At 67.1% G+C, this 18,292-nt stretch carries 11 protein-coding genes; 2 read left to right on the top strand and 9 right to left on the bottom strand.

The genetic code is table 11. The features are described 5' to 3' along the window. Window positions 1–17: 17 nt before the first annotated feature. The 3 genes from DAT35_RS01875 to DAT35_RS01860 form a co-directional block, all read right to left on the bottom strand. A complete protein-coding gene (locus DAT35_RS01875; RefSeq protein ID WP_108065136.1) occupies window positions 18–2,561 on the bottom strand; it encodes a carboxypeptidase-like regulatory domain-containing protein in 2,544 nt (847 codons plus the stop codon). Window positions 2,562–3,285: 724 nt separating this feature from the next. Next, window positions 3,286–3,765, bottom strand: coding sequence for a DUF2019 domain-containing protein (locus DAT35_RS01865; protein ID WP_108065134.1), 480 nt, complete (start codon window positions 3,763–3,765; stop codon window positions 3,286–3,288). After that, a complete protein-coding gene (locus DAT35_RS01860) occupies window positions 3,759–5,129 on the bottom strand; it encodes a hypothetical protein (protein ID WP_108065133.1) in 1,371 nt (456 codons plus the stop codon). The genes DAT35_RS01865 and DAT35_RS01860 overlap by 7 nt, the downstream gene beginning before the upstream one ends. Before the next feature lie 379 nt (window positions 5,130–5,508). Here DAT35_RS01860 and DAT35_RS01855 point away from each other — a divergent pair, with 379 nt between their 5' ends. Then, window positions 5,509–6,237 (top strand): hypothetical protein, encoded by a 729-nt coding sequence (locus DAT35_RS01855; RefSeq protein WP_108065132.1) that lies wholly within the window; start codon window positions 5,509–5,511, stop codon window positions 6,235–6,237. A 294-nt stretch (window positions 6,238–6,531) separates the two neighbouring features. Further along, on the top strand, window positions 6,532–8,379 hold the full coding sequence (locus DAT35_RS01850) for a glycoside hydrolase family 15 protein (protein WP_108065131.1): 1,848 nt from the start codon (window positions 6,532–6,534) through the stop codon (window positions 8,377–8,379). A 33-nt stretch (window positions 8,380–8,412) separates the two neighbouring features. Here DAT35_RS01850 and cglE read toward each other — a convergent pair whose 3' ends face one another. The 6 genes from cglE to DAT35_RS01820 form a co-directional block, all read right to left on the bottom strand. Next, a complete protein-coding gene (cglE, locus tag DAT35_RS01845; RefSeq protein ID WP_108065130.1) occupies window positions 8,413–9,009 on the bottom strand; it encodes an adventurous gliding motility protein CglE in 597 nt (198 codons plus the stop codon). An 80-nt stretch (window positions 9,010–9,089) separates the two neighbouring features. Further along, a complete protein-coding gene (locus tag DAT35_RS01840) occupies window positions 9,090–10,943 on the bottom strand; it encodes an AgmX/PglI C-terminal domain-containing protein (protein WP_108065129.1) in 1,854 nt (617 codons plus the stop codon). Window positions 10,944–10,991: 48 nt separating this feature from the next. Continuing rightward, window positions 10,992–11,273 carry a hypothetical protein gene (locus DAT35_RS01835; RefSeq protein ID WP_108065128.1) on the bottom strand — a complete coding sequence of 94 codons (282 nt, stop codon included), beginning with the start codon at window positions 11,271–11,273 and terminating at the stop codon, window positions 10,992–10,994. A 178-nt stretch (window positions 11,274–11,451) separates the two neighbouring features. Next, window positions 11,452–12,888 carry a tetratricopeptide repeat protein gene (locus tag DAT35_RS01830; RefSeq protein ID WP_108065127.1) on the bottom strand — a complete coding sequence of 479 codons (1,437 nt, stop codon included), beginning with the start codon at window positions 12,886–12,888 and terminating at the stop codon, window positions 11,452–11,454. 11 nt (window positions 12,889–12,899) lie between these two features. Then, window positions 12,900–16,538, bottom strand: coding sequence for a tetratricopeptide repeat protein (locus tag DAT35_RS01825; RefSeq protein ID WP_108065126.1), 3,639 nt, complete (start codon window positions 16,536–16,538; stop codon window positions 12,900–12,902). A 211-nt stretch (window positions 16,539–16,749) separates the two neighbouring features. After that, window positions 16,750–18,288: a tol-pal system YbgF family protein gene (locus DAT35_RS01820; protein WP_108065125.1), complete on the bottom strand. Its 1,539-nt coding sequence runs from the start codon at window positions 18,286–18,288 to the stop codon at window positions 16,750–16,752. Window positions 18,289–18,292 lie beyond the last annotated feature (4 nt).

The following is an 18,292-nucleotide window of genomic DNA, read 5'->3' as shown; positions in this document are numbered from 1 at the left end:
AGACGATGCAAGCCTCCCTAGTCGGGCGAAGACGAGCCCACGCGCTGCCAGCGCGGCCGCACCGGCAAGGACACCGCATCCTTCGCGGGCACCTCCACCTCCTCGCGATGCACCTCCAGCTCGGGCGCGCTCCAGTCGCGCACCGCGAAAAGCGTGTATTGACCTGGCGGCACGGACTGGAAACGGAAGTGGCCGTCCTCCCGCCCCCCCACATTCCGGCAGCCGAACGCGATCGCCCTCTCGAGCTGCTCGCGCGTGCCGGGCAGGGGCGTCCACCCGGGCACGAGGATGACCATCCGCGCCTGCTCGGAGACGTTCACCTCCACGGCGGCGCCACCGCGCCAGGCCTCGAGGTCCAGCGTCCTCTTCCCGGTGGCGGGCACCTCGACGGGCCTGGGGAGGAACACGGGAACCGGGCCCTCCGAGACGAAGGATCTCGCCCGGAGGAGGTAACTGCCTTCCTTCAGGGGCCCGAAGGAGTAGGCGCCCCGGGTGATGGTGGCCTGGCTGACAGGCACCCTTTGCGGCGTGAAGAGCTCCACCACGCCATCCTCCACTGGCGCCGTCCCGTCCCGCACGGTGCCCTCCACCCTGGCCCCGGCTCGCAACGCCACCTCCACCTCGCGCTGCTCCGCCCCGAGCGGCACGCTCGCCGTCAGGTAGTCGTCGTGATGCACCAGCAACACCAGCGGACGCTCCTCCACGTTCGGGATGACCGCCGTCCCGTCCTCGCCCGTCGAAGACCCGCCCGCCCTCGTGCCCACCGTGCGGGACGTCATGTGGACGAGCACCAGCTCTTGATAGAGGAGCGAGCGGTCCAGCTCGGACTCGTCCACCGAGGAGACGCGCAGGTCCGGACGGGCATGAGGCACAGGCATGGAGGTCTCCGCGTCCACCACCCGGACGCGCACCTCGCGCCCGGGCCGCAGCACCACGTCGCCCAGGTCCACGAGCTCGCCCCGGCGCACATGCACCTTCCGCTCCGTGCCCGCCACGCCCGGCGCGGTGAAGCTCAACACCTGCTCTCCCGAGTGCTCGATGCGCCAGCGGAACTCGCCTCGCTCGTCCCCCCGGGGCGCCCTGTTGATATGGAAGCGAGTGATGGGCGAGCCATCCGCCCGGACCACCCGTCCCCGCACCAGGCCCTGGAACTCGAGCACCACGCGGGCATCGCGCGTCCCGGCGGGCACGAGCACTCCTGGTGGGGAATCCACCGCCCGCCGCGTCTCGGAACGCCTGTCGAGGACATACCCCTCCTTCTGCGCCGTCACGAAGTAGGAGCCCCGCTTCAAGTGGTTCACGGTGAAGCGCCCATCCGGCCCCGTCAGCAGAGGCTTCTCCGCCTCGGAGTCCCAGCCCGCCACCGTGAGCTTGAACGAGGACTCCAGCGCGGTACGCCCACTGGGGCCCGAGTCCTCCGGGCCCGCCGGCACAGCCTGCACGCGGGCGCCCTCCACCGGCCTTCCCGCGCCATCCACCACCACACCCGACAGCCGCAATCCCTCCTCGAATCGCAGGCGCACCCGCCGCCGCTCCGACTCCTGGAGCTCCACGGCGCGCTCCACGATGCGCAGATGGCCCGCGCCTGGAGTCGCGGCGACCAGCGTGTACTTCCCGGGCTCGAGGCCCGTCAGCGTCACCTGGCCTGAATCGGAGGTGGCGTCTGTCTTCAGGGCTTCGGAATCGCCGAGCGGATCGGCGAGGAGCTGGACCATCGCCTCGGCCACGGGCCGCTCGAGCTCGTCCACCACCTCGGCCTCCACGATCGCGCCGGAGTCCATCACCAGCCGCGCACCTCGTACGGGAGCCGTGACGGTCCGCTCGGTGGTGAGATGCTCCTCATGCGACAGATGGACGGTGTAGTTCCCGGGCCCCGGCGCATCCAGACTGAAGGTCCCATCCTCGCCGGACTCGGTGGACACGAGCACCTCCTCCTCTTCACCCTCCCCACCCTCCTTCCGAGGACGGAGCAGGCTCACCTGGACGTCTGGAATGGACTGCCCGGCCTCGTCCACGACCGAGCCCTGCACGAGCACCGCGCGCTGCAGCATGATGTCGAGCGTCTGGGAACAGGGGGCGAGGAGCTCCACGGACAGCCTCGTTTCGACATAACCCTCGCCATCGGCGTAGAGGGAGTAGTTCCCCGGCGAGGCCAGACCGAGCCTGAAGAGCCCGTCCTCCTCGGTGACCATCGAATCGCCGGGGTGAAAGGTCCGGTGGTCGGTCACGTGTGCTTCCAGCACGATTCTGGAGAGGGGATGACCTTCCTCATCCGTCACGCGCCCGGTGAGCCAGCACGAGTCCCGGACCTCGGAGTCAGCGCCCTTCCCGTCCTCGGAGCCCTGGCCACGTCCGGCTTCCGGGTCCAGCAACGCGCCCGTCTCTGGAACCTCCTGAGCAGTTGCAGAAGCACCCTGAAGCCGTGCCGTGGCACCGCTCCCCGAGGAACCGGGTGTGCGCTCGGCGGCGCCGGAATGAGCCAGGAGACCTCCAGCGAACATCCACCAGAGCCCCGCACCCAACGACACAACCCCGATGAGGACGCCCCACAGTCTCCTCATGCAAACGCCTCCGACAAAAGACCGACGCTACAGGAATGCGGGCGGTTCGTCGGGACTCAGCGTGCCTCGCGACATCCGGAGGCCTCCGCACGGGGGGTGTATGTGTCCCAAGGTAGGCCTCCGCCGGAAGCGGCCACATCCTCGGCTGACCCTGGCCGCAGGAGGGGCGACGACGACCCGGACCACGCCCCCTTCAAGGTCGGCGATCGCCTCGAACGTGGGCTCGGTGCTCGCGTGGTGCCCGCCAAGGACCGTATGCCGCTTCGAACTGGAGCAGGGACTCGCGGGCGGGGTGTACCAGGCCTCGCTCTTCCTGGCGCGGGCCCATCACGAGGAGTTCTTCACCCAGATGTGGAACATCGCCTACGAGGTGACGCGCTTCATGCCTGGTCGCCTCATGCCCGGAGCGGACCCGAAATGGAACGGGGGATTAGCCGAGTGCATCCGCACCTCCTTCGACACCCTCCGCAACACCGCGAACGAGCGCTGGCCGGAGGACGTCTGGCCCTCCTTCACGCTCCAGACAACGAGCAACCAACTCGGCATGTTGGAGGCGCGCAGCCGCAACCGCTACCGCCGCCCCGAGCGCACGAGCAGTCTCGTCCATTGGACGAGGGCAGGTGGCCGCCCACCGGCCCGAGGCGCCCTCCATGGCTGCCGTCGTGCTCTGGGTCCTCCACCTGGATTGAGTTTCAGTTGCTGCGCCCTTGCACCCCGCTCAAGATCACCCGCCGGGTTTGTCCCGCTTGCTCCCCCTCCGTTTGCCTGTAGTGGTGCGCTCCGTGCGTGGATGGCTGAGCTTGCTGGGCTGTGCCGGACGGGTTGCTCCCGGCTGCCTCTCATCATCCTCGGCAGGGTCTAGGGCCCATGTACCTTCTTCCCAGCGTTTCAACGCCTCGGATGCCTCAAACGGGACCAGTCCTTTACCCTTCGCTGCTTCCTCCAAAACCGCTTTGGCTTCCGCCGTGCGATGGCGCAACAGCAGCGCAGCCGCCGACACCCGCACGTCCATACGCGGATGCGTGAACAGCACGGCGAGCGCATCTCGCCCCGCATCACCACCAGCGCGCAACTGCATGAATGCGGCGATGGCTTTCTTTGCGTGTTTGTTTCCGATCTTCGCATCCCCCGCGACAATCTGCTCCGTTTGAGCCTGTACGTGATACGCAAACTCTTCGACGAGCTTCTCGAAGCTTTTCACCATACCCCATTCCTTACATTCTCAATCGCCAGCAGACCGAACGCGCGCTGCGCCTCGTAGGATTGGCCGCTCAGCCATTGCCGGACAGTCAACCCGAATGAGCCAGTAATGTTGTACTTGATCGAAGAATAAAGGCGGCCAACTTCGGTGTGCAAAGCCTCATCTAGAGCAGCGACGTTCTCTGTATTGTGCAGGGCCTCGCCACCGAACCGCTTCACGTTGCCCGGTGTCTGCTCCACAATGTGATGCCATTCCTTTCCCGGGCCCGCTGGCCCCATGGCCGACTTGAAGCCACTAAACGATCCCCATGCCCTGTGTCCGTTGGGGAGCAGCTTACCCCGACTCAGCGCAGGACTCCCACTGCCAACGCCCCGAGCAGCCATGGCCACGACATGAGGCGCCAACACCATGCGGATTGTCCCCTCAGGCACAGAGACAATGACGCGCTCGGCTCCGGTTGCCGTCTCCAGCAGGCCCAAGCCGGTACTGGCTCCGACTCTCTCCGACGCTTGCGCGAATCCGGGGAGCTTTGGAGCCCTGGAAGCGAGCGCCACCGTTTCACCTATCGCCGCCGTCCCCACGATGACGAGAATCCGCACACTGTTGGGGCCGATGACACGTCCGAAACGCTCGCCAATCTCGCGCAACTCCGCGAAGGTAGAGGCCCGGGGCGCATCTTCGTAAAGCTGCGCATACGCCCGCAGCAGGTCGAAGAATTCATAACCGAGATAACCCCACAAGGCAGCGCTAAACACCAGGGCCGCGCCCTTTGTCACCGGCTCGGGCACTGGCGCCAACAGCAGCGCCATATAAACCGTGATGCTGACACTCAGCATTGCGAGCATTTGCGTGGGGTTGAGCATGGCTCGCACTTCCGCGTTTACACCGTCCAGGGCTGGCCCTACCGCCAGGGCGAGCGCAAGGCTTCGCTTGTCGTCATCCTGGAAGCGGGACCCGTCTTCAAACAGCGTCAGGCAGTCCCCTGGAGTGCCGCACCGCTCGCAAAACTGCCCATAGGACCGGGCCAGGTCTGATTGCCACGCTTCACCACTCGAGGGCGAGGAAGCCAACGCCAGCCTACGGCCGACATACAACGGGGGGCGGGACGCGGCCACCCGAAGCGGCATGTCAAGCCAAAGCGCTACCATGGCCGCCGAAAATTCGGCGTCACTCACCTGCACCGGAGCGAAGTCCGTGGGCAGCCTGGTAAAGAAAGCCTCCTCCAGCCCCCACGGTTCGGGCGAGTCGTGCGGCGCGGGCGAATGATAACGGGATGCATTCAGCCCTCCACCCATGGGGGTCCCCGAGGCGCACGCTGTAAACAGCATCAAGGCAGCCAGGGCCAGCGCACCCGCGCGCAGGGACATCCGTGTGTCCACAGTGCGAGTATCGACAAAACACCTAGACATTGCTGCACCTCTTCGGTCGAACTGCCCGAGTTAGAAGCCCAAACCCACTGATGTTACCTCCAGTGGAGGCGACGGGAAGAGAACCCACGCCGGGCGGTGCGAAGCTTCCTGCAGAATCGCGCCCATACCTCGCAACCGCCCGGAATGATTCGGGGTCGGCATACGCGCAACATGGTGCCCTCGCGCGCGGGCCACTCTTGTCGCCTCGGCACCTGCCTCCAAGCAGGAGGCTCCTCCACCGGTCCGCATTGCCTCGTCCGGCGGAGAGGTGATCCTCGCCATGCCCGAGGACCAGCGCGAGTACGGCGTGGGCCCGAGAGGTGTTTGACACTGACGCGTGGCTCGACGCGGTTTCATCATCCATCGCCGAAGTCCCCTGCGTGTCCCATCCTTCTCCCACCGGGACACGCGGCTCGGCGAGTTCTTCTTCGTGCATGGGCACCAGGGCGCGTCGGACGTCAACCGTGCGACCCGCCTGTTCGTGCGCTATGTCTGGCGCAACTGGCAGCGGCTGACGAAGATGGCATCCACCACTCCGGCCAAGGACTGGGTGCTCCGGCAGAGGCATGACGAGGCGCTGTACCTGTGGGCGCTGTCCAAGCGGCAGGACCCGGGGGTGATCCTCTTCGCGGGACATACGCACCGGCCCGTCTTCAAGGCGCAGAGCCTGGTGGACAAGCTGACCCGCGAGCTCGCGCAGCTCGAGCTGGAGTCGGACGGGTCGGAGCTGCTGGAGCGTCGCAGGGCGCTCGAAGCCGAGCTGGAATGGGCACGCGCGAGCCAGTTCCAGGCGCCGCGGGCCATCCGCATGGATGCGCCGTGCTACTTCAACACGGGATGCTGTTCCTTCAGCGATGGGTTCGTGACCGGGCTCGAGATCGCCGACGAGATGATCCAACTCATGCGCTGGCCCGACAGGACCGACCGGCCGCTCCCCCAGGTGCTCGATGAACCGGCCGACCTGCGGCAGTGCTTCGCGGAGATCCGCGGCACGCGGCGCTTGCCTGGAGAAGAAGAGGCTCCGTTGCAGCCCGGTCCCTCCCCCGAGGGGCCGGCGCTTCACTGAGCCAGCGGGGACTCATCGTCCAGGAGCTCCAGCACGCGCTCGTCCGTCTGGAGCCAATGGGCCGGCACCTCCTCACCGGCACCTCCTCAATGGAGGAGATCCGGCCCCGCCGCTGGTGTTCCTCCCAAGTGATGCGCGACGTCACCCATTGGCCCTCGACCTGGAAGGACCCAGGCGCTCCGCCCCTGGGTTGCCGGGGGATCGTGACGGCAAACCCTTGCTGGTGCCAATTGCCTCCAGAGAGCTGGAACCTAAGTTCCCTCTTTGAGGGTGCATGCGCGCCAGGAGGAACACATGGAGGCGACGGAGACCACGCGGACACGGGAAGCACCAAGAACAGGATGGGGAAGCGACACCCGGCCAGAGCCGGGCGTCCTCATCGAAGACCACGCGCTCATCGGGGATCTGTACACAGCGGCGCTCGTGGCTCGTGATGGGTCCATCGACTTTCTCTGCCTCCCGGATTTCGACTCGGAGGCGTGCTTCACGTCCTTGCTGGGAACGGCCAACAACGGGCGGTGGAAGCTCGCCCCCCGGCAGCCCGTGCGAAACGTCCGCCGACGCTATCGCGGCAAGACGCTCATCCTGGAGACGGAGTTCGAGACGGACGAGGGCGCCGTACGGATCGTGGACTTCATGCCCACCCGGAAGGGGTCTCCACACCTGGTGCGCTGGGTCGAGGGGATCCGGGGTGAGGTGGCGATGCGCTCCGAGCTGGTCCCCCGGTTCGCCAATGGCTACACCGTTCCCCGGGTGAGCAGGCGGGATGGGACCTACGCCGCCGTCGCGGGTCCGGACGCGGTGTATCTGCGAGGCGGGACCGGCAAGGAACCCCCTCCGTTCGAATCGGAGTTCACGGTTCGTGCCGGCCAACGGATTCCCTTCGTGCTCTCCTGGGCACGGCCCTACGACGACATCCCGGGGATGATCGACCCGGACGCCGCTCTGCGCGAGACGGAGTCCTTCTGGGAGGGCTGGGCCTCGAAGATCCGCGCGCCCGCCGGGTATGAGGACATCGTCGTGCGCTCGCTCCTCACGCTCAAGGCGTGCAGCTTCCACCCGTCGGGGGCGATCGTCGCCGCACCCACGTTCGGGCTTCCGGAGACTCCGGGTGGGGAGCGCAACTGGGACTACCGGTTCTGCTGGATCCGCGACTCCTCCCTGACGTTGAACGCGCTCCTGCTCGCCGGGCTCCAGGACGAGGCGAAGTCCTTCGGAGATTGGTTGCAGGACGCCATTGGAGGAGCGCCCTCCCAGGTACAGATCATGTACGGCATCCGGGGCGAGCGGCGCCTCACGGAGGTCACGCTGGACTGGTTGCAGGGTTACGAGGGTGCCCGGCCCGTGCGAGTCGGCAACGGTGCCTATTCTCAATTCCAGCTCGACGTCCTCGGCGAGTTCGCCGCGGTGCTGCACATCGCCGCTCAAGCGGTGGGTCACCTGCCGGAACGCGCCCAGAGGGCGCTCAAGACCGTCGCGACCCAGGTGGCTGACGTCTGGACGAAGGAGGACCATGGCATCTGGGAGATGCGGGGTCCGAAGCATTCCTTCACCGCGTCCAAGGTGTCGGCGTGGATCGCCGTCGATCGGTGGATTCGCGCCATCGAGGAGTTCGGCGTGAAGGAAGACAAGGAGCCGTGGGTGAAGCTCCGGAAGACCATCTTCGACGACGTGTGCAGCAAGGGCTTCGATCCCAAACGGAACACCTTCACGCAGTACTACGGCTCGAAGGGCGTGGACGCGAGCCTGCTCTTCATCCCCCTCTCCGGGTTCCTCCCCGCGACGGATCCCCGCGTCGTCGGAACGGTGAAGGCCATCGAGGAGGAGTTGATGCCGGATGGGCTGGTGCTGAGATACCGGACGGAGGAGAGCGTGGATGGTCTCTCCGGTGAAGAGGGCGCCTTCCTCGCCTGCTCGTTCTGGCTCGCGGACACCTACCACCTCATGGGGCGGACCGAGGACGCGCGCCGTCTCTTCGACAAGCTGGTGGGGCTCTGCAACGACGTGGGACTGCTCGCGGAGGAATACCTGCCCAGGGATCGCCGGCAGATCGGCAACTTCCCCCAGGCCTTCAGCCACCTGGCGCTCGTGAACTGCGCCTACATTCTCGCCGAGAATCAGAAGCCCTGGTATCAGGCATAGGCGCGGGCCGGGCAGCCCGCTGCCTCGACGGACTCAGAAGGTGTACTTGACCCGAGGGAAGACTGCGAAGGTCGAGATGTTGGGTCCGATGAGGTAGCGGGCCAGGAAGTCCGCTCCCACCGAGAAGTGGTCCATGGGCGTGGCGTACTCGATACCCACGCCCAGCCCCGCGTTCGGCGCCGTCAGGGATCGACCCGGATCCCCACCGCCCACGGGCGCCGGATCCAACCGCGTGAGGCCCGCGGCCACCTTCGGCATCAGGTAGAGGCGCTCGGCGAGCGGCACCATATACGCCGCCGTCACGTCGGCGAACGCCACCGTGAAGTTGTCGGACATGCTGCACACGTTCGAGTCCGGCAGGTACCCGGCGAAGCAATTCGCCGCCGACGAGCCCAGCCCGAAGTGCACCCCCAGCGAGACCTTGTCCGTCAGGTCGTACCCCACGCCGAGCTGCAGGTACGACTGCGCGTTCGAATAGAGGTTCTCCCCGCCCAGCGTGAAGAACACACCGATGTCGGCCTCGGTGAAGAAGCCACGGCGGACCTCGAGCGGGACACCCTCCGGCGGAGTGGCCGCGAGAGCGGTGGTGGGCAACATCGCGAGCACGGCGACCAGCAGCGGCTTCTTCATATCGGGACGACCCTCTTCGAGGCCCTCTCCCCCGAAGGGGAGAGGGGTTCTGCACGATGGAACTCCAGAGACGTGAGCAGCTACTCGTTACCCGCGGGCGAGAAGAGCCACGGGTACGTCACCGCCACCACACCGCCCCCCTTCGGCTCGGGGAACTTCCAGCGGCGGATGCGCGAGAGCATGCAGGCCTCGGCCGCAGAACTGTTCAGCGTGGTCTCCGTCACGTTCGCCTCCGACACGCCACCGGCCGGATCGATCGTGAAGGCCACCGCCACCTTGCCCGCGAGACTCGGGTTCTTGTTCAGCTCGGTCTCGTAGCAGTACTTGATCTCGTTCTGGTGGCTCCGGATGATCTTGGCGATCACGTCCTTGTCGAGGCCGCCAATCACCGTGGTCTTTCCGGGGACGATCTTGGTGATGGTCTTTCCTCGGCCGGACAGATCGATGCCGGCGTTGTCACCCGCCCCACGGCCATTGCCCTTGGTGCCCAGGCCCCCGAGCCCCAGCGCGGTCCCGCCACCGCCAGTGCCCTGACCCCGCGAGCCGAGCCCGCCCACTCCCTGCGCATCCCCCAGGCCCGCTCCGGCCTTGAGACCACCCAGGGCGTTGTTGATACCGGTGCCCAGACCGCCCGGCCCGAAGACGTCCGAGGCGCCACCCTTCAGCCCCTTGAACGCGCCGAGCAGGCCCACCTTGCCCACCACCTGGCGATCCTTCTCGCGCTTGGTCTTGTCGACGACGGGAGTCCCCGGCTTGGAGGGATCGGCCTCGGCCTTCTTCTCCTCCTCCTTGCCGAACTTGCCCTCCTCGTCCTTGGCCTTGGCGCCCTCTTCCGCGCCCTTCAAGTCCAACCGCTTCGTCTCGATCGTCTTCTGCGGCTGCACCAGGAACTTCGCCACCCGCTGCTGGCTCTGGAAGATGTCGTTCTCGGAGGGGGCCTCGGTGCGCGGCAGGAGCAACATGGCCGCCACCACCGCGCCGGCCGCCAGCAGGCTGATGCTGGCGATCTTGAACCAGGTGAAGTCCGCCTCCTCGAGCCTGCTCACCGACACGGCCGGCGACGGCTTCACATAGCGCACCACGAAGGTGAGCGTGCCGAGCGACACCTCCGCCCGCTCATGCAGGCCGAGCGTATACGCGTGCTCTCGGCCCGACGCCGTCAGCTTGCCCTCCGCGCGCAGGCTGTCCTTCGTCCGCACGTCCCCGTTGTGGGTGACGATGACGCCCGCGGACTCAGGGACGTGCAGCTCGTACAGCTCACCGCGCGCCACCGCCAACACGTGACGCGCTCCCACCTCGGAGTCGTACACGTGGAAGAAGTTCTTCTTCGCCTCGCCGATGGTGACCGGCACGCCGTCCCGGAAGTGCTGCACCGAGAGCATCTGGTCGCCCCAGAACAACCGCACCTGGAGGATCTTCGCGTCCTTGGTGGGCAGCGCATCGGGCGGCAGCGGCTCCTGCATGTGCGCCGTGGCCAGGGACCTCGACCTCGTTACCGCCATGCCCGGGACCGCGCGGTTGCGCAGCCCTGGAGGTGTCGCCCGGCTGGAATGCAGCACCGAGCCCTGGAGCGCCGCGCGGCTCACCTCCGCGCCCGCGGGCGGTGGAGGCGCCCCCGAGTCTCCGAAGACCACCTCCACCCGTGAACTCCCCACCATCAGCACGTCACCGGGCGAGAGTGTCTTGGGACCCACCACCCGCTGCCCGCCCACCTGCGTGCCACTCTCGCTGCCCAGATCAATGGCTGTCACCGAACCGGTGGACTCGACCTTCAACATCACGTGAAGGTTCGAGACCCTCGGGTCCAGGATCTTCACCGCCGCCTGTGCGCCCGAGCCCACGATGACACTCTCCGATTCGGAGACCGCCTCGTGAACGGAGCCATCCGGCCCGGTGATCCGCAGCGTCAACCCGTTCTTCTTCCCCGCCGCCATAGAGGATCCTTCCTCCTCCCTTCCGCCCCGCATTCCCATGCCCGCCCGCTAAAGATTGTCGACCGACTTCTGCAGCTCGGGATTGAAGTTGTCGCGGACCCGGATCAGCGTCTGGAAGTCCGTCTTCTTCCGGTTGAGGACATACGAGCCTTCCGGTTTGGTGAGCTCGCCTTCCACCGCCATGTCGGTGAAGTCGATCGTCGTCTTCTTCCGGACGACCACCTTGTCCTCCTCCTGGATGACCTTCACCTGGGTCTTCTGGTCGTCCTCGGCGAACACCGGCCCCGCCCACAACGCCACCACCGCCACAACCGCTGCCAGTCGTCTCATGTCAGGCCTCCTCGTCGGGTGGGACAGCGGGTCCCAGGTGAGGTTCCTTCCAGCTCCCTTGCACGCCCTGCACCAACGTCTCGGGTGATGGAATGCCTCGAAATCCCAGCGATGCGTTTCCACCCCCACCCCGCGAGGCCCCAAAGAGTGGAAAAATTTTCCCACCGGGGCCGGTAGGTTATTCGGTCTTCGGGGCCTCGGGCGGAGGCTCGGCTGCTGGCCCGCCCTCGCTCGTCGAGGTGTCTGCGCCCGGCTGTGCCGCCTTCTGCACGGGCGCCGCGGGCGTGGCGTCTCCCGAGGGCGCGCCCTCCTGCCGCGCCGCCTCGTCCGACACCTTGTCTAGCATTGAACCACTGCCTCCGACCGCGGCCGGATTGGGAGTCTTCTCCTCGGGCGCGGGCTGGGGCTGGCCACTCTTGCGCATGGCCGCGATGCCCTGGAGCTTCGCGTCGATCATCTGCTTGTCCTGCGCGCTCGTGGAACCCAATTCCTTGCAGCGCTGGAGGAAACCCTCGGCCTTGTCCCAGCCGGTGCGCTCAACGGCGTAGGCCCAGCCCGCGCCACAGACGGCGTCGGGCTGATCCGCGCGCAGCGCGAGCACCTTCTCGAAGGCCTCGCCCGCCTTGAGTCCCTTCTGCGCGTCCCTGCCCTTCTGCCCGTCCAGGGCGTAGGCGTAATACAGCCATGCATCCTGGGAGCCGGGCTCCAGCTCGACGGCCTTCGCGAAGGAGCGCTCGGCGCCGGCGTAGTCGCGCCAGGCCAGGGCCATGGCACCGATGTTGATGTAACCGGGGGCGAAGCGCTCGTTGAGCGACACCGCCTTCTGGAACTGGGTGAGCGCGCGGGCCCGGTCCTCCAGCTTCAGGTAGATCATCCCCAGGTTGTTGTAGATGCCCGGATCCTTCTCATCGAGCTTGCGCGCGTTGGCGAGCACCAGCTCCGCGAGCCGGTACTTCCCCTGGTCGTAGTAGACGAGCGCGAGGTTCTTGTAGGCCTCGGCATCGTCGGGATTGCGCGCGAGCACGCGGCGGGCGGTGGCCTCGGCCTGCTCGTGCTTGCCCGCGAGCCGGTAGGCCACGGTGAGGTTGTTGAGCAACGAGGACGCATGCTCGCGCCCCGGCACCTTGAGCCCGGCCTCGTAGAGGGCAATGGCCTCCGCGTACTTCTCCTGCACGCGGTAGATCCGGCCCAGGTTGAGCAGCGTGGGCACGTGGCCCGGCGCGAGGGAGCGCACCTTCTCGTAGGCGGCCTGGGCGTCCGCGAGCCGGCCCTGGCGCTCGGCGATGATGCCCAGGTTGAACTGGGAGTTGAGGCTTTGCGGTGCCTGCTCGAGCACCTTGCGGAAGCCCTCCTCGGCCCGGGCGTAGTCTCCCGCGTCGAAGGCGGCGACGGCCTCGGCGAAGAGCTCCCGCGCATCCCGCTCCTTCTTCGGAGGCTCGGGGGTGACGGGCTGGTGGGGAGCCAGAACGAGTGCCTCTGACGGAGCCGCGGTGGCTACGGGCTCGGGCTTCACCTGCGAGGTGGTGGCACACGCGGCCGTGAGGGCCAACGTGGCGGCGGCGAGGGTGCGGCGGAACTCCATGAGCGTCCTCCCTGCGGAATCACGCGGATGCATGTGCGTCACCTTCACGGCTGGACCTTGCCCGAAGCAGTGGATGGAACCGGCACCGGGCCACCAGCGGGCGGCGTGGGCTCGGGAGCGGCCTCGGGAGCCGTGGACGAGCCAGGCGCTGGAGCAGCGGGCGCCGGAGTGGCACCGGCCTGGCTGGTATCCGGGAGACCCGGCTCCTTGGCCACGTCTGCGGTGACGAAGAACTCGCTGCCGCGGAAGGGCACCTGGCGCACCTGGGCATAGGCGCCCGGGTGGTAGCGGTTCACCTGCTCCTGCGCGGCCAGCGTCCACTCGTTGTAGAGCGACAGCTCATAGGCCTTGCCCAGCGCCTTCTCGAGCGCCTCGCTGGCCTTGTCCTCCAGCGGGAGCGCGAGGTTCTCCAGCTCGCCGCGGTACATGGAGCGCTGCTCTTCGTCGAGCCCGGCCGGGTCCGGCGACTCGATGATGTTGCGAGCGAAGTCCGCGTAGGCCAGACCAATGCGGGTGAGCGCGGCGATGCCCCACTCGCCCGAGCCGGAGGCCAGCACGTCCGTATAGGCCTTCTCCAGCCGCTGCATGGACTGCTGCTTGGAGGCCAGGTCACGCCGGATGGTGGCGACGCGCTTGAAGCGGACATCCACGTAGCGCTGCCAGTCGGGCTCCACCGCGAGGAAGCGCGCATGGCCGTAGGCATTGAGGAGCTCCGGCCGCTGCCGCTCCTGCGGGGACAGCTTCGCCCAGCCGCGGACGAGCTCGCCCTGAATGCGGTCGGTGTCGCGGGTGTTCTTCAGCTTCCGGTACGCGAGCAACTGCCGGTAGCGGGCCAGGTACACCTGTCCGGCCGAGGTGCGCGAGTCGCGCCCGTACGTCTCGGCGAAGGAGTCGAAGGCGCGGGCGGCCTCGGCCGACTTCCCATCCTTCTCGTAGATGAGGCCGAGGTTGTAGGCGAGCTGCGGCACGTCCGGCCGGTCCTTGAAGCGGGCCATGTATGCGCGGTAGGCGGAGATGGCCTTGTCGGACTCGCCCACGCCCTCCCACCAGAGGCCGGCGTTGAAGAGGGCATCCGGCACCCACTTTTCGGACTCGACGAGCAGCGCGCGGCGCTCCTCGTCCTTGCGGGCCCGGGCCTCATCGGCGCTCGGCGCGTCGCCGGACATGGACTCCTTCTCCTTCGAGTCCTTGCCCTTCTTCGCAACCGGCTTCGCCTTGCGAGCAACGACGGCGCGGGAGGCGGCGTCCTGGGCGTCCACGAAGGCGGCGTACATGGCGGCGGCTTTGCGGAACTCGGCGATCTTCTCGTAGAGGCGCGCGAGCGTGTAGCGCACCTTGGGCTCGAAGGCGCTGTCCGCGTAGTCGGTGAGGACACGCTCGCCGGCGGCCACGCCCCGATCGATCTGCCCGGCCTCCTGGAAGATGACCATGGCCGAGGTGAGCGCGCGGTCGGCGTTCTCGGACCGGGGGAACTCCTTCACGTAGTCGAGGAAGAGCTCGGCTGCCTTCGCCGGGTTCTTCTCCTTCTGGTAGACGACCTCGTGGATCCACTTGTACTGCGAGCCCTCCACCACGCGAGCCACGCGCGAGGCGAACTCGGGGCTGGGCTTGAGCAGCTTGTCGTTGGCGAGGAACTGCCGTGACAGCTTGTTGAGCTCGAGCCATTCCTCGCGGGACTCGAGCACGTACATGGTGAGGTCCGCCGCGTCACGCGAGCGCCGCTCGGAGGGGAACTTGTTGATGATCTCCCCGAAGCGCCGGGCCGCGTCCATGTAGTGGTGGCGGTCGTAGACGATGAGCGCCGCCTGGTAGCGCAGGTCGATCTCATCCGGGGTGTCCGGGAACAGGCGGTTGTATGTGTCGCACGCGGCCACCAGCCGCTCCTCGAAGCGCGTGAGCGGCTCCTCGGCCTGATCGGTGTCCTTCTTGGTGATGCGGCCCTTCTTCTCGACGTGGCCCTTGGACTTGTTCTCGTCCACCTTCTGGCCGTCCTTGAGATCGCTCTTCGTGAGCTGGCCGCGCTCAATCTTCACGAGCTTGTCGTAGGCCATGATGGCCGCGAAGGACGCGCTCTTGCGGTAACTCTCGTTGGACACCTCGCGGGCCGAGTCGCGATCCGGCACCTTGAAGGCAACCACGGCATCGTACTGGGCGGCGGCGGCCTCCCACTCCTCGAGGGCCCAGAGGATCTCCGCGTAGAAGAACCGCATGTTGAAGGCGGAGTCGGAGATGAACTCGGGATCCTCGCTGGAGGCGAAGGTGTCGACGTATTCCTTGTAGATGTCGCGAGCGAGCCGGTACGTCTCCACCTGGCGCGTCTTCTGCGCCTCCTGATGGTAGTCCGTCACCATCACGCGCATGGCCTCCTCGGTGACGCTGAAGGCATTGCGCAACACGGGCTTGTTGTCAGCGTTGGCCTGCCACCACTCGCTGCCGGGCCGGTACAGCTCCACCATGCGCTTCATCTCGGCGCGCACCTGGGTGCGCTGGCGCAGGCCCTCGTAGGATCGGACGATGGACTGCTGGTAGTCGGGAGCGCCGGGGCCCTTGGGGTTGTCGCGGATGAGGGTGCGGTACGTCTCAATGGCGCTGTCGTACAGACCTACGTCCATCAGCTCCGCGGCCATCTTGGAGATGAGCCGCTCCTGCCGCTTCTGGGGAGCCTTCTGCTTGAAATAGGCGATGCCCTCCTTCGCCTTGTCCAGCTTGACGTAGAAGACGATGACGTCGTTGAGCGCCTCGGTCTTGAGGTCACCGAGCTCCTCGCCCCGCGCCTCGGCGTAGTCCACCACCTCGTGCAGTTTCGCGAGCCCCTCGTCGTAGCCGCCCGCGTTGTAGTCGCACCACGCCAGCTTGTAGACGGCGTAGGCGTACACCTTGGGCACCTTCGAGGCGCGGGCCTTCTCGTAGTACTCGCGCGCCTCCTTCAGCTTGTTGTTGTCGAAGTAGTGGTTGCCCAGCTGGACGTAGGTGTCCGGGACGAACTGCGACTGGGGGAACTCCTCGATGAGCTGGAGGTAGCGCTTCACCGCCTCGTCGCGCCGGCCGAGCTCCTGGAGGTTGTAGCCCAGGTAGAAGAGGATCTCGTCGCGCTGAGGCCAGTCCGCGTAGTCGCGCAGCAGGATCTCGTAGATGCCCATCGTCTCGGCGCGGAAGCGCTCGCTCTCACTGTGGTCCGCCTGGGGCGCCTCCTGCTTCTCGCCCCGGGCGGTGGCCGCGTCCTGGGCCTTCTCCGCCGCCAGGTAGCGGTTCATCTCCTGCTGATAGAGGTACTTGGACTTCTCCCAGTACAGCTCGGCCAGGCGGTAGAGCATGTCCGCCCTGCGGTGCGAGCCCTCCTGCAGCTTGGGAATGAGGCGCTTGAAGCCCTCGATGGCCTCGTCGCGCTTGCGATCCGCCAGCTCGTCCTTCTGCCCGTCGGCGATGCGCGGCGCGTTGTCCATCGCCGCCGGGCCCATGCGCGCGGGTCCGATACGGGCCGGACCCTGGCGCTCGGGCTCCCGCTCCGAGGACGAGGCTTCCTGCTTCGATGTCTCCTGACGCGCGGCCCCCTTGCGAGACTCTCCCTTGCGGGACTCCGCCGCCTGGGCGGGTTTGCGCGAGGGCTGTGCCGCCTCCCCTGCTCCGCCCGCGGTGAGCGCCACACCCACCGCCAGCGCACCGAAACGAAGGACCGACTTCATGCGAGCTCCTGTGGTGGGCCCGATAACAAAGGGACGCCCGGCAGCCGGGCCGCGTGCTCCAGATGAAGCCGGGTCGCCCCCATCGCCTCCCTCACCACCCACCGAAAGGGACAATGGAAAGTAGAAACGCGATGTTGGAATGAGAAGGGGCGAAACCCGTCGCTCCCAGCGCGCGGGCCCGCCCCTCGTGTCATTCATTGACTCGGCAACGTTATTGTTTGCCCTGTAGCTTCGCCGGACAGCCACGCTTGAGCGTGTATTGGTAGAAGCCGATCTCGTCGCGCCAGAACTCGCCCTGGAATTTCCAGTAGTTCCACGCGGCCCCAGGCATCTTCGGCCGGTAGATGGACTGGCTCTTGAGCACCGCCTTCTGATCCACCCCCGCGAGCAACAGGTCCTTCTCGTCGAGCGCTGTCTGCACCCGGATGATCTCCGCCTGATCCGCGAAGGTGCGCAGGTTCTGCGCGGCCTCCTGCAGGCGGCTCTTGGCGAAGCGGCCGCCGATCTGCATCAGCGTGCCGCGCACCTCCTCGAGCGAGGACCCCACCTCCGGCACCAGCCCCGTGGCGCGCCACATGCCCTCCTCGTTGATCAGGCGCTTCTCCGCGTCCACCTCGGCGATCGTCCGCATCACGTCCTGGATGCGCTCGTTGTCGCGAATCCACAGGTAGATGGGGCGAGGCAGCCGCCGGTTCTCCGCCGCCACCAGGTTGTAGGACGACAGGAGATCCACGTCCTCCCCGGTGAACGGCTCGAGCTGCTTCGCCATGGGATCATAGAGCTGCTCGTAGGCAGCCAGCGTGGTCTTCACCTCGTCGAAGAGGCAGCTGTAGTAGTAGACGGTCGCCTTGAGGATCCACGACTCGGGCTGGAAGGCGCCCTCGAACTGAGGAGCGTGCAGCGCCTGGAGGCTGCCGAGCGCCCCGCCGAAGTCCTCGCCCTGGAAGCGAGCGAATCCATTCTCGAAGAGGGCCTGGTCCCAGAAGCGGGCATAGCGCGGCACCGCCTCGTAGGAGGCGATGGCCTGAGGGTACTCGTGACGGCCGTAGTGCAGACGCCCGATGCCCAGCTGCGCGAGCTGCTTCACCTCGTCATGGCCGATCTGCGCGCCCTTGGCATCGATCGCGCCCTGGAAGGCGGCCAGGGCGGCGGAGTCCAACGTGTCCGCCTCGGTGGGACGGCCCGGGAAGTGGGGATCCGCCAGCACCACGCCCAGCAGGTAACGGGCGCGGGCGTAGACGCGGCTGTCGGACGGCACCGACTCGAGCAGCGAGCGGGCCTCCTCGAAACGGCCGCGGCGCTGACGGATGGTGGCCACCTGGTAGTGGACGCGCGCCAGCACCTCGCGGGGCAGCTTCGCCCACTTGTCCTCCACCTCGGGCGTGTAGGCCTTGTCGAGGATGTTGGGCACGAGGTTCTGCTCGTTGAGCTTCTGCTGCGCGTCCACCAGCCCCTCCACCGACTGGAGATAGAACGGGTGCTTGGGGCCGGTGTCGACGATCCGCGCATAGGAGATGAGCGCGCTGACGGACATGCCCTTCCGGGCGAGGGACTGCGCCAGGTAGTACTCGGAGCGGGCGCGCACGTCGGAGTCCACCGCGTTGGAGGACAGCTCGAAGAAGCGCGAGGCCGCGTCCTCCAGCTTGCCCGCGTTGAAGGACGCGAGCGCATGGTTGTAGGCGTTCATTTCCTCCGCGGAAACGGCCAGCGGCGCGAGGACCAGGAGGGTGGCGAGAAGCAATCGGTGCATGGCG

The sequence above is a fragment of the Vitiosangium sp. GDMCC 1.1324 genome, from assembly GCF_003044305.1.
Classification (GTDB): domain Bacteria; phylum Myxococcota; class Myxococcia; order Myxococcales; family Myxococcaceae; genus Archangium.
This window is presented reverse-complemented; position numbering and strand designations above follow the sequence as displayed.

What these genes read in the sequence shown, in the direction of transcription:
- DAT35_RS01875 (WP_108065136.1), bottom strand. Translation starts at nt 2,561, where the DNA reads ATGAGGAGACTGTGGGGCGTCCTCATCGGGGTTGTGTCGTTGGGTGCG.
- DAT35_RS01865 (WP_108065134.1), bottom strand. Translation starts at nt 3,765, where the DNA reads ATGGTGAAAAGCTTCGAGAAGCTCGTCGAAGAGTTTGCGTATCACGTA.
- DAT35_RS01860 (WP_108065133.1), bottom strand. Translation starts at nt 5,129, where the DNA reads ATGTCCCTGCGCGCGGGTGCGCTGGCCCTGGCTGCCTTGATGCTGTTT.
- DAT35_RS01850 (WP_108065131.1), top strand. Translation starts at nt 6,532, where the DNA reads ATGGAGGCGACGGAGACCACGCGGACACGGGAAGCACCAAGAACAGGA.
- cglE (WP_108065130.1), bottom strand. Translation starts at nt 9,009, where the DNA reads ATGAAGAAGCCGCTGCTGGTCGCCGTGCTCGCGATGTTGCCCACCACC.
- DAT35_RS01840 (WP_108065129.1), bottom strand. Translation starts at nt 10,943, where the DNA reads ATGGCGGCGGGGAAGAAGAACGGGTTGACGCTGCGGATCACCGGGCCG.
- DAT35_RS01835 (WP_108065128.1), bottom strand. Translation starts at nt 11,273, where the DNA reads ATGAGACGACTGGCAGCGGTTGTGGCGGTGGTGGCGTTGTGGGCGGGG.
- DAT35_RS01830 (WP_108065127.1), bottom strand. Translation starts at nt 12,888, where the DNA reads ATGCATCCGCGTGATTCCGCAGGGAGGACGCTCATGGAGTTCCGCCGC.
- DAT35_RS01825 (WP_108065126.1), bottom strand. Translation starts at nt 16,538, where the DNA reads ATGAAGTCGGTCCTTCGTTTCGGTGCGCTGGCGGTGGGTGTGGCGCTC.
- DAT35_RS01820 (WP_108065125.1), bottom strand. Translation starts at nt 18,288, where the DNA reads ATGCACCGATTGCTTCTCGCCACCCTCCTGGTCCTCGCGCCGCTGGCC.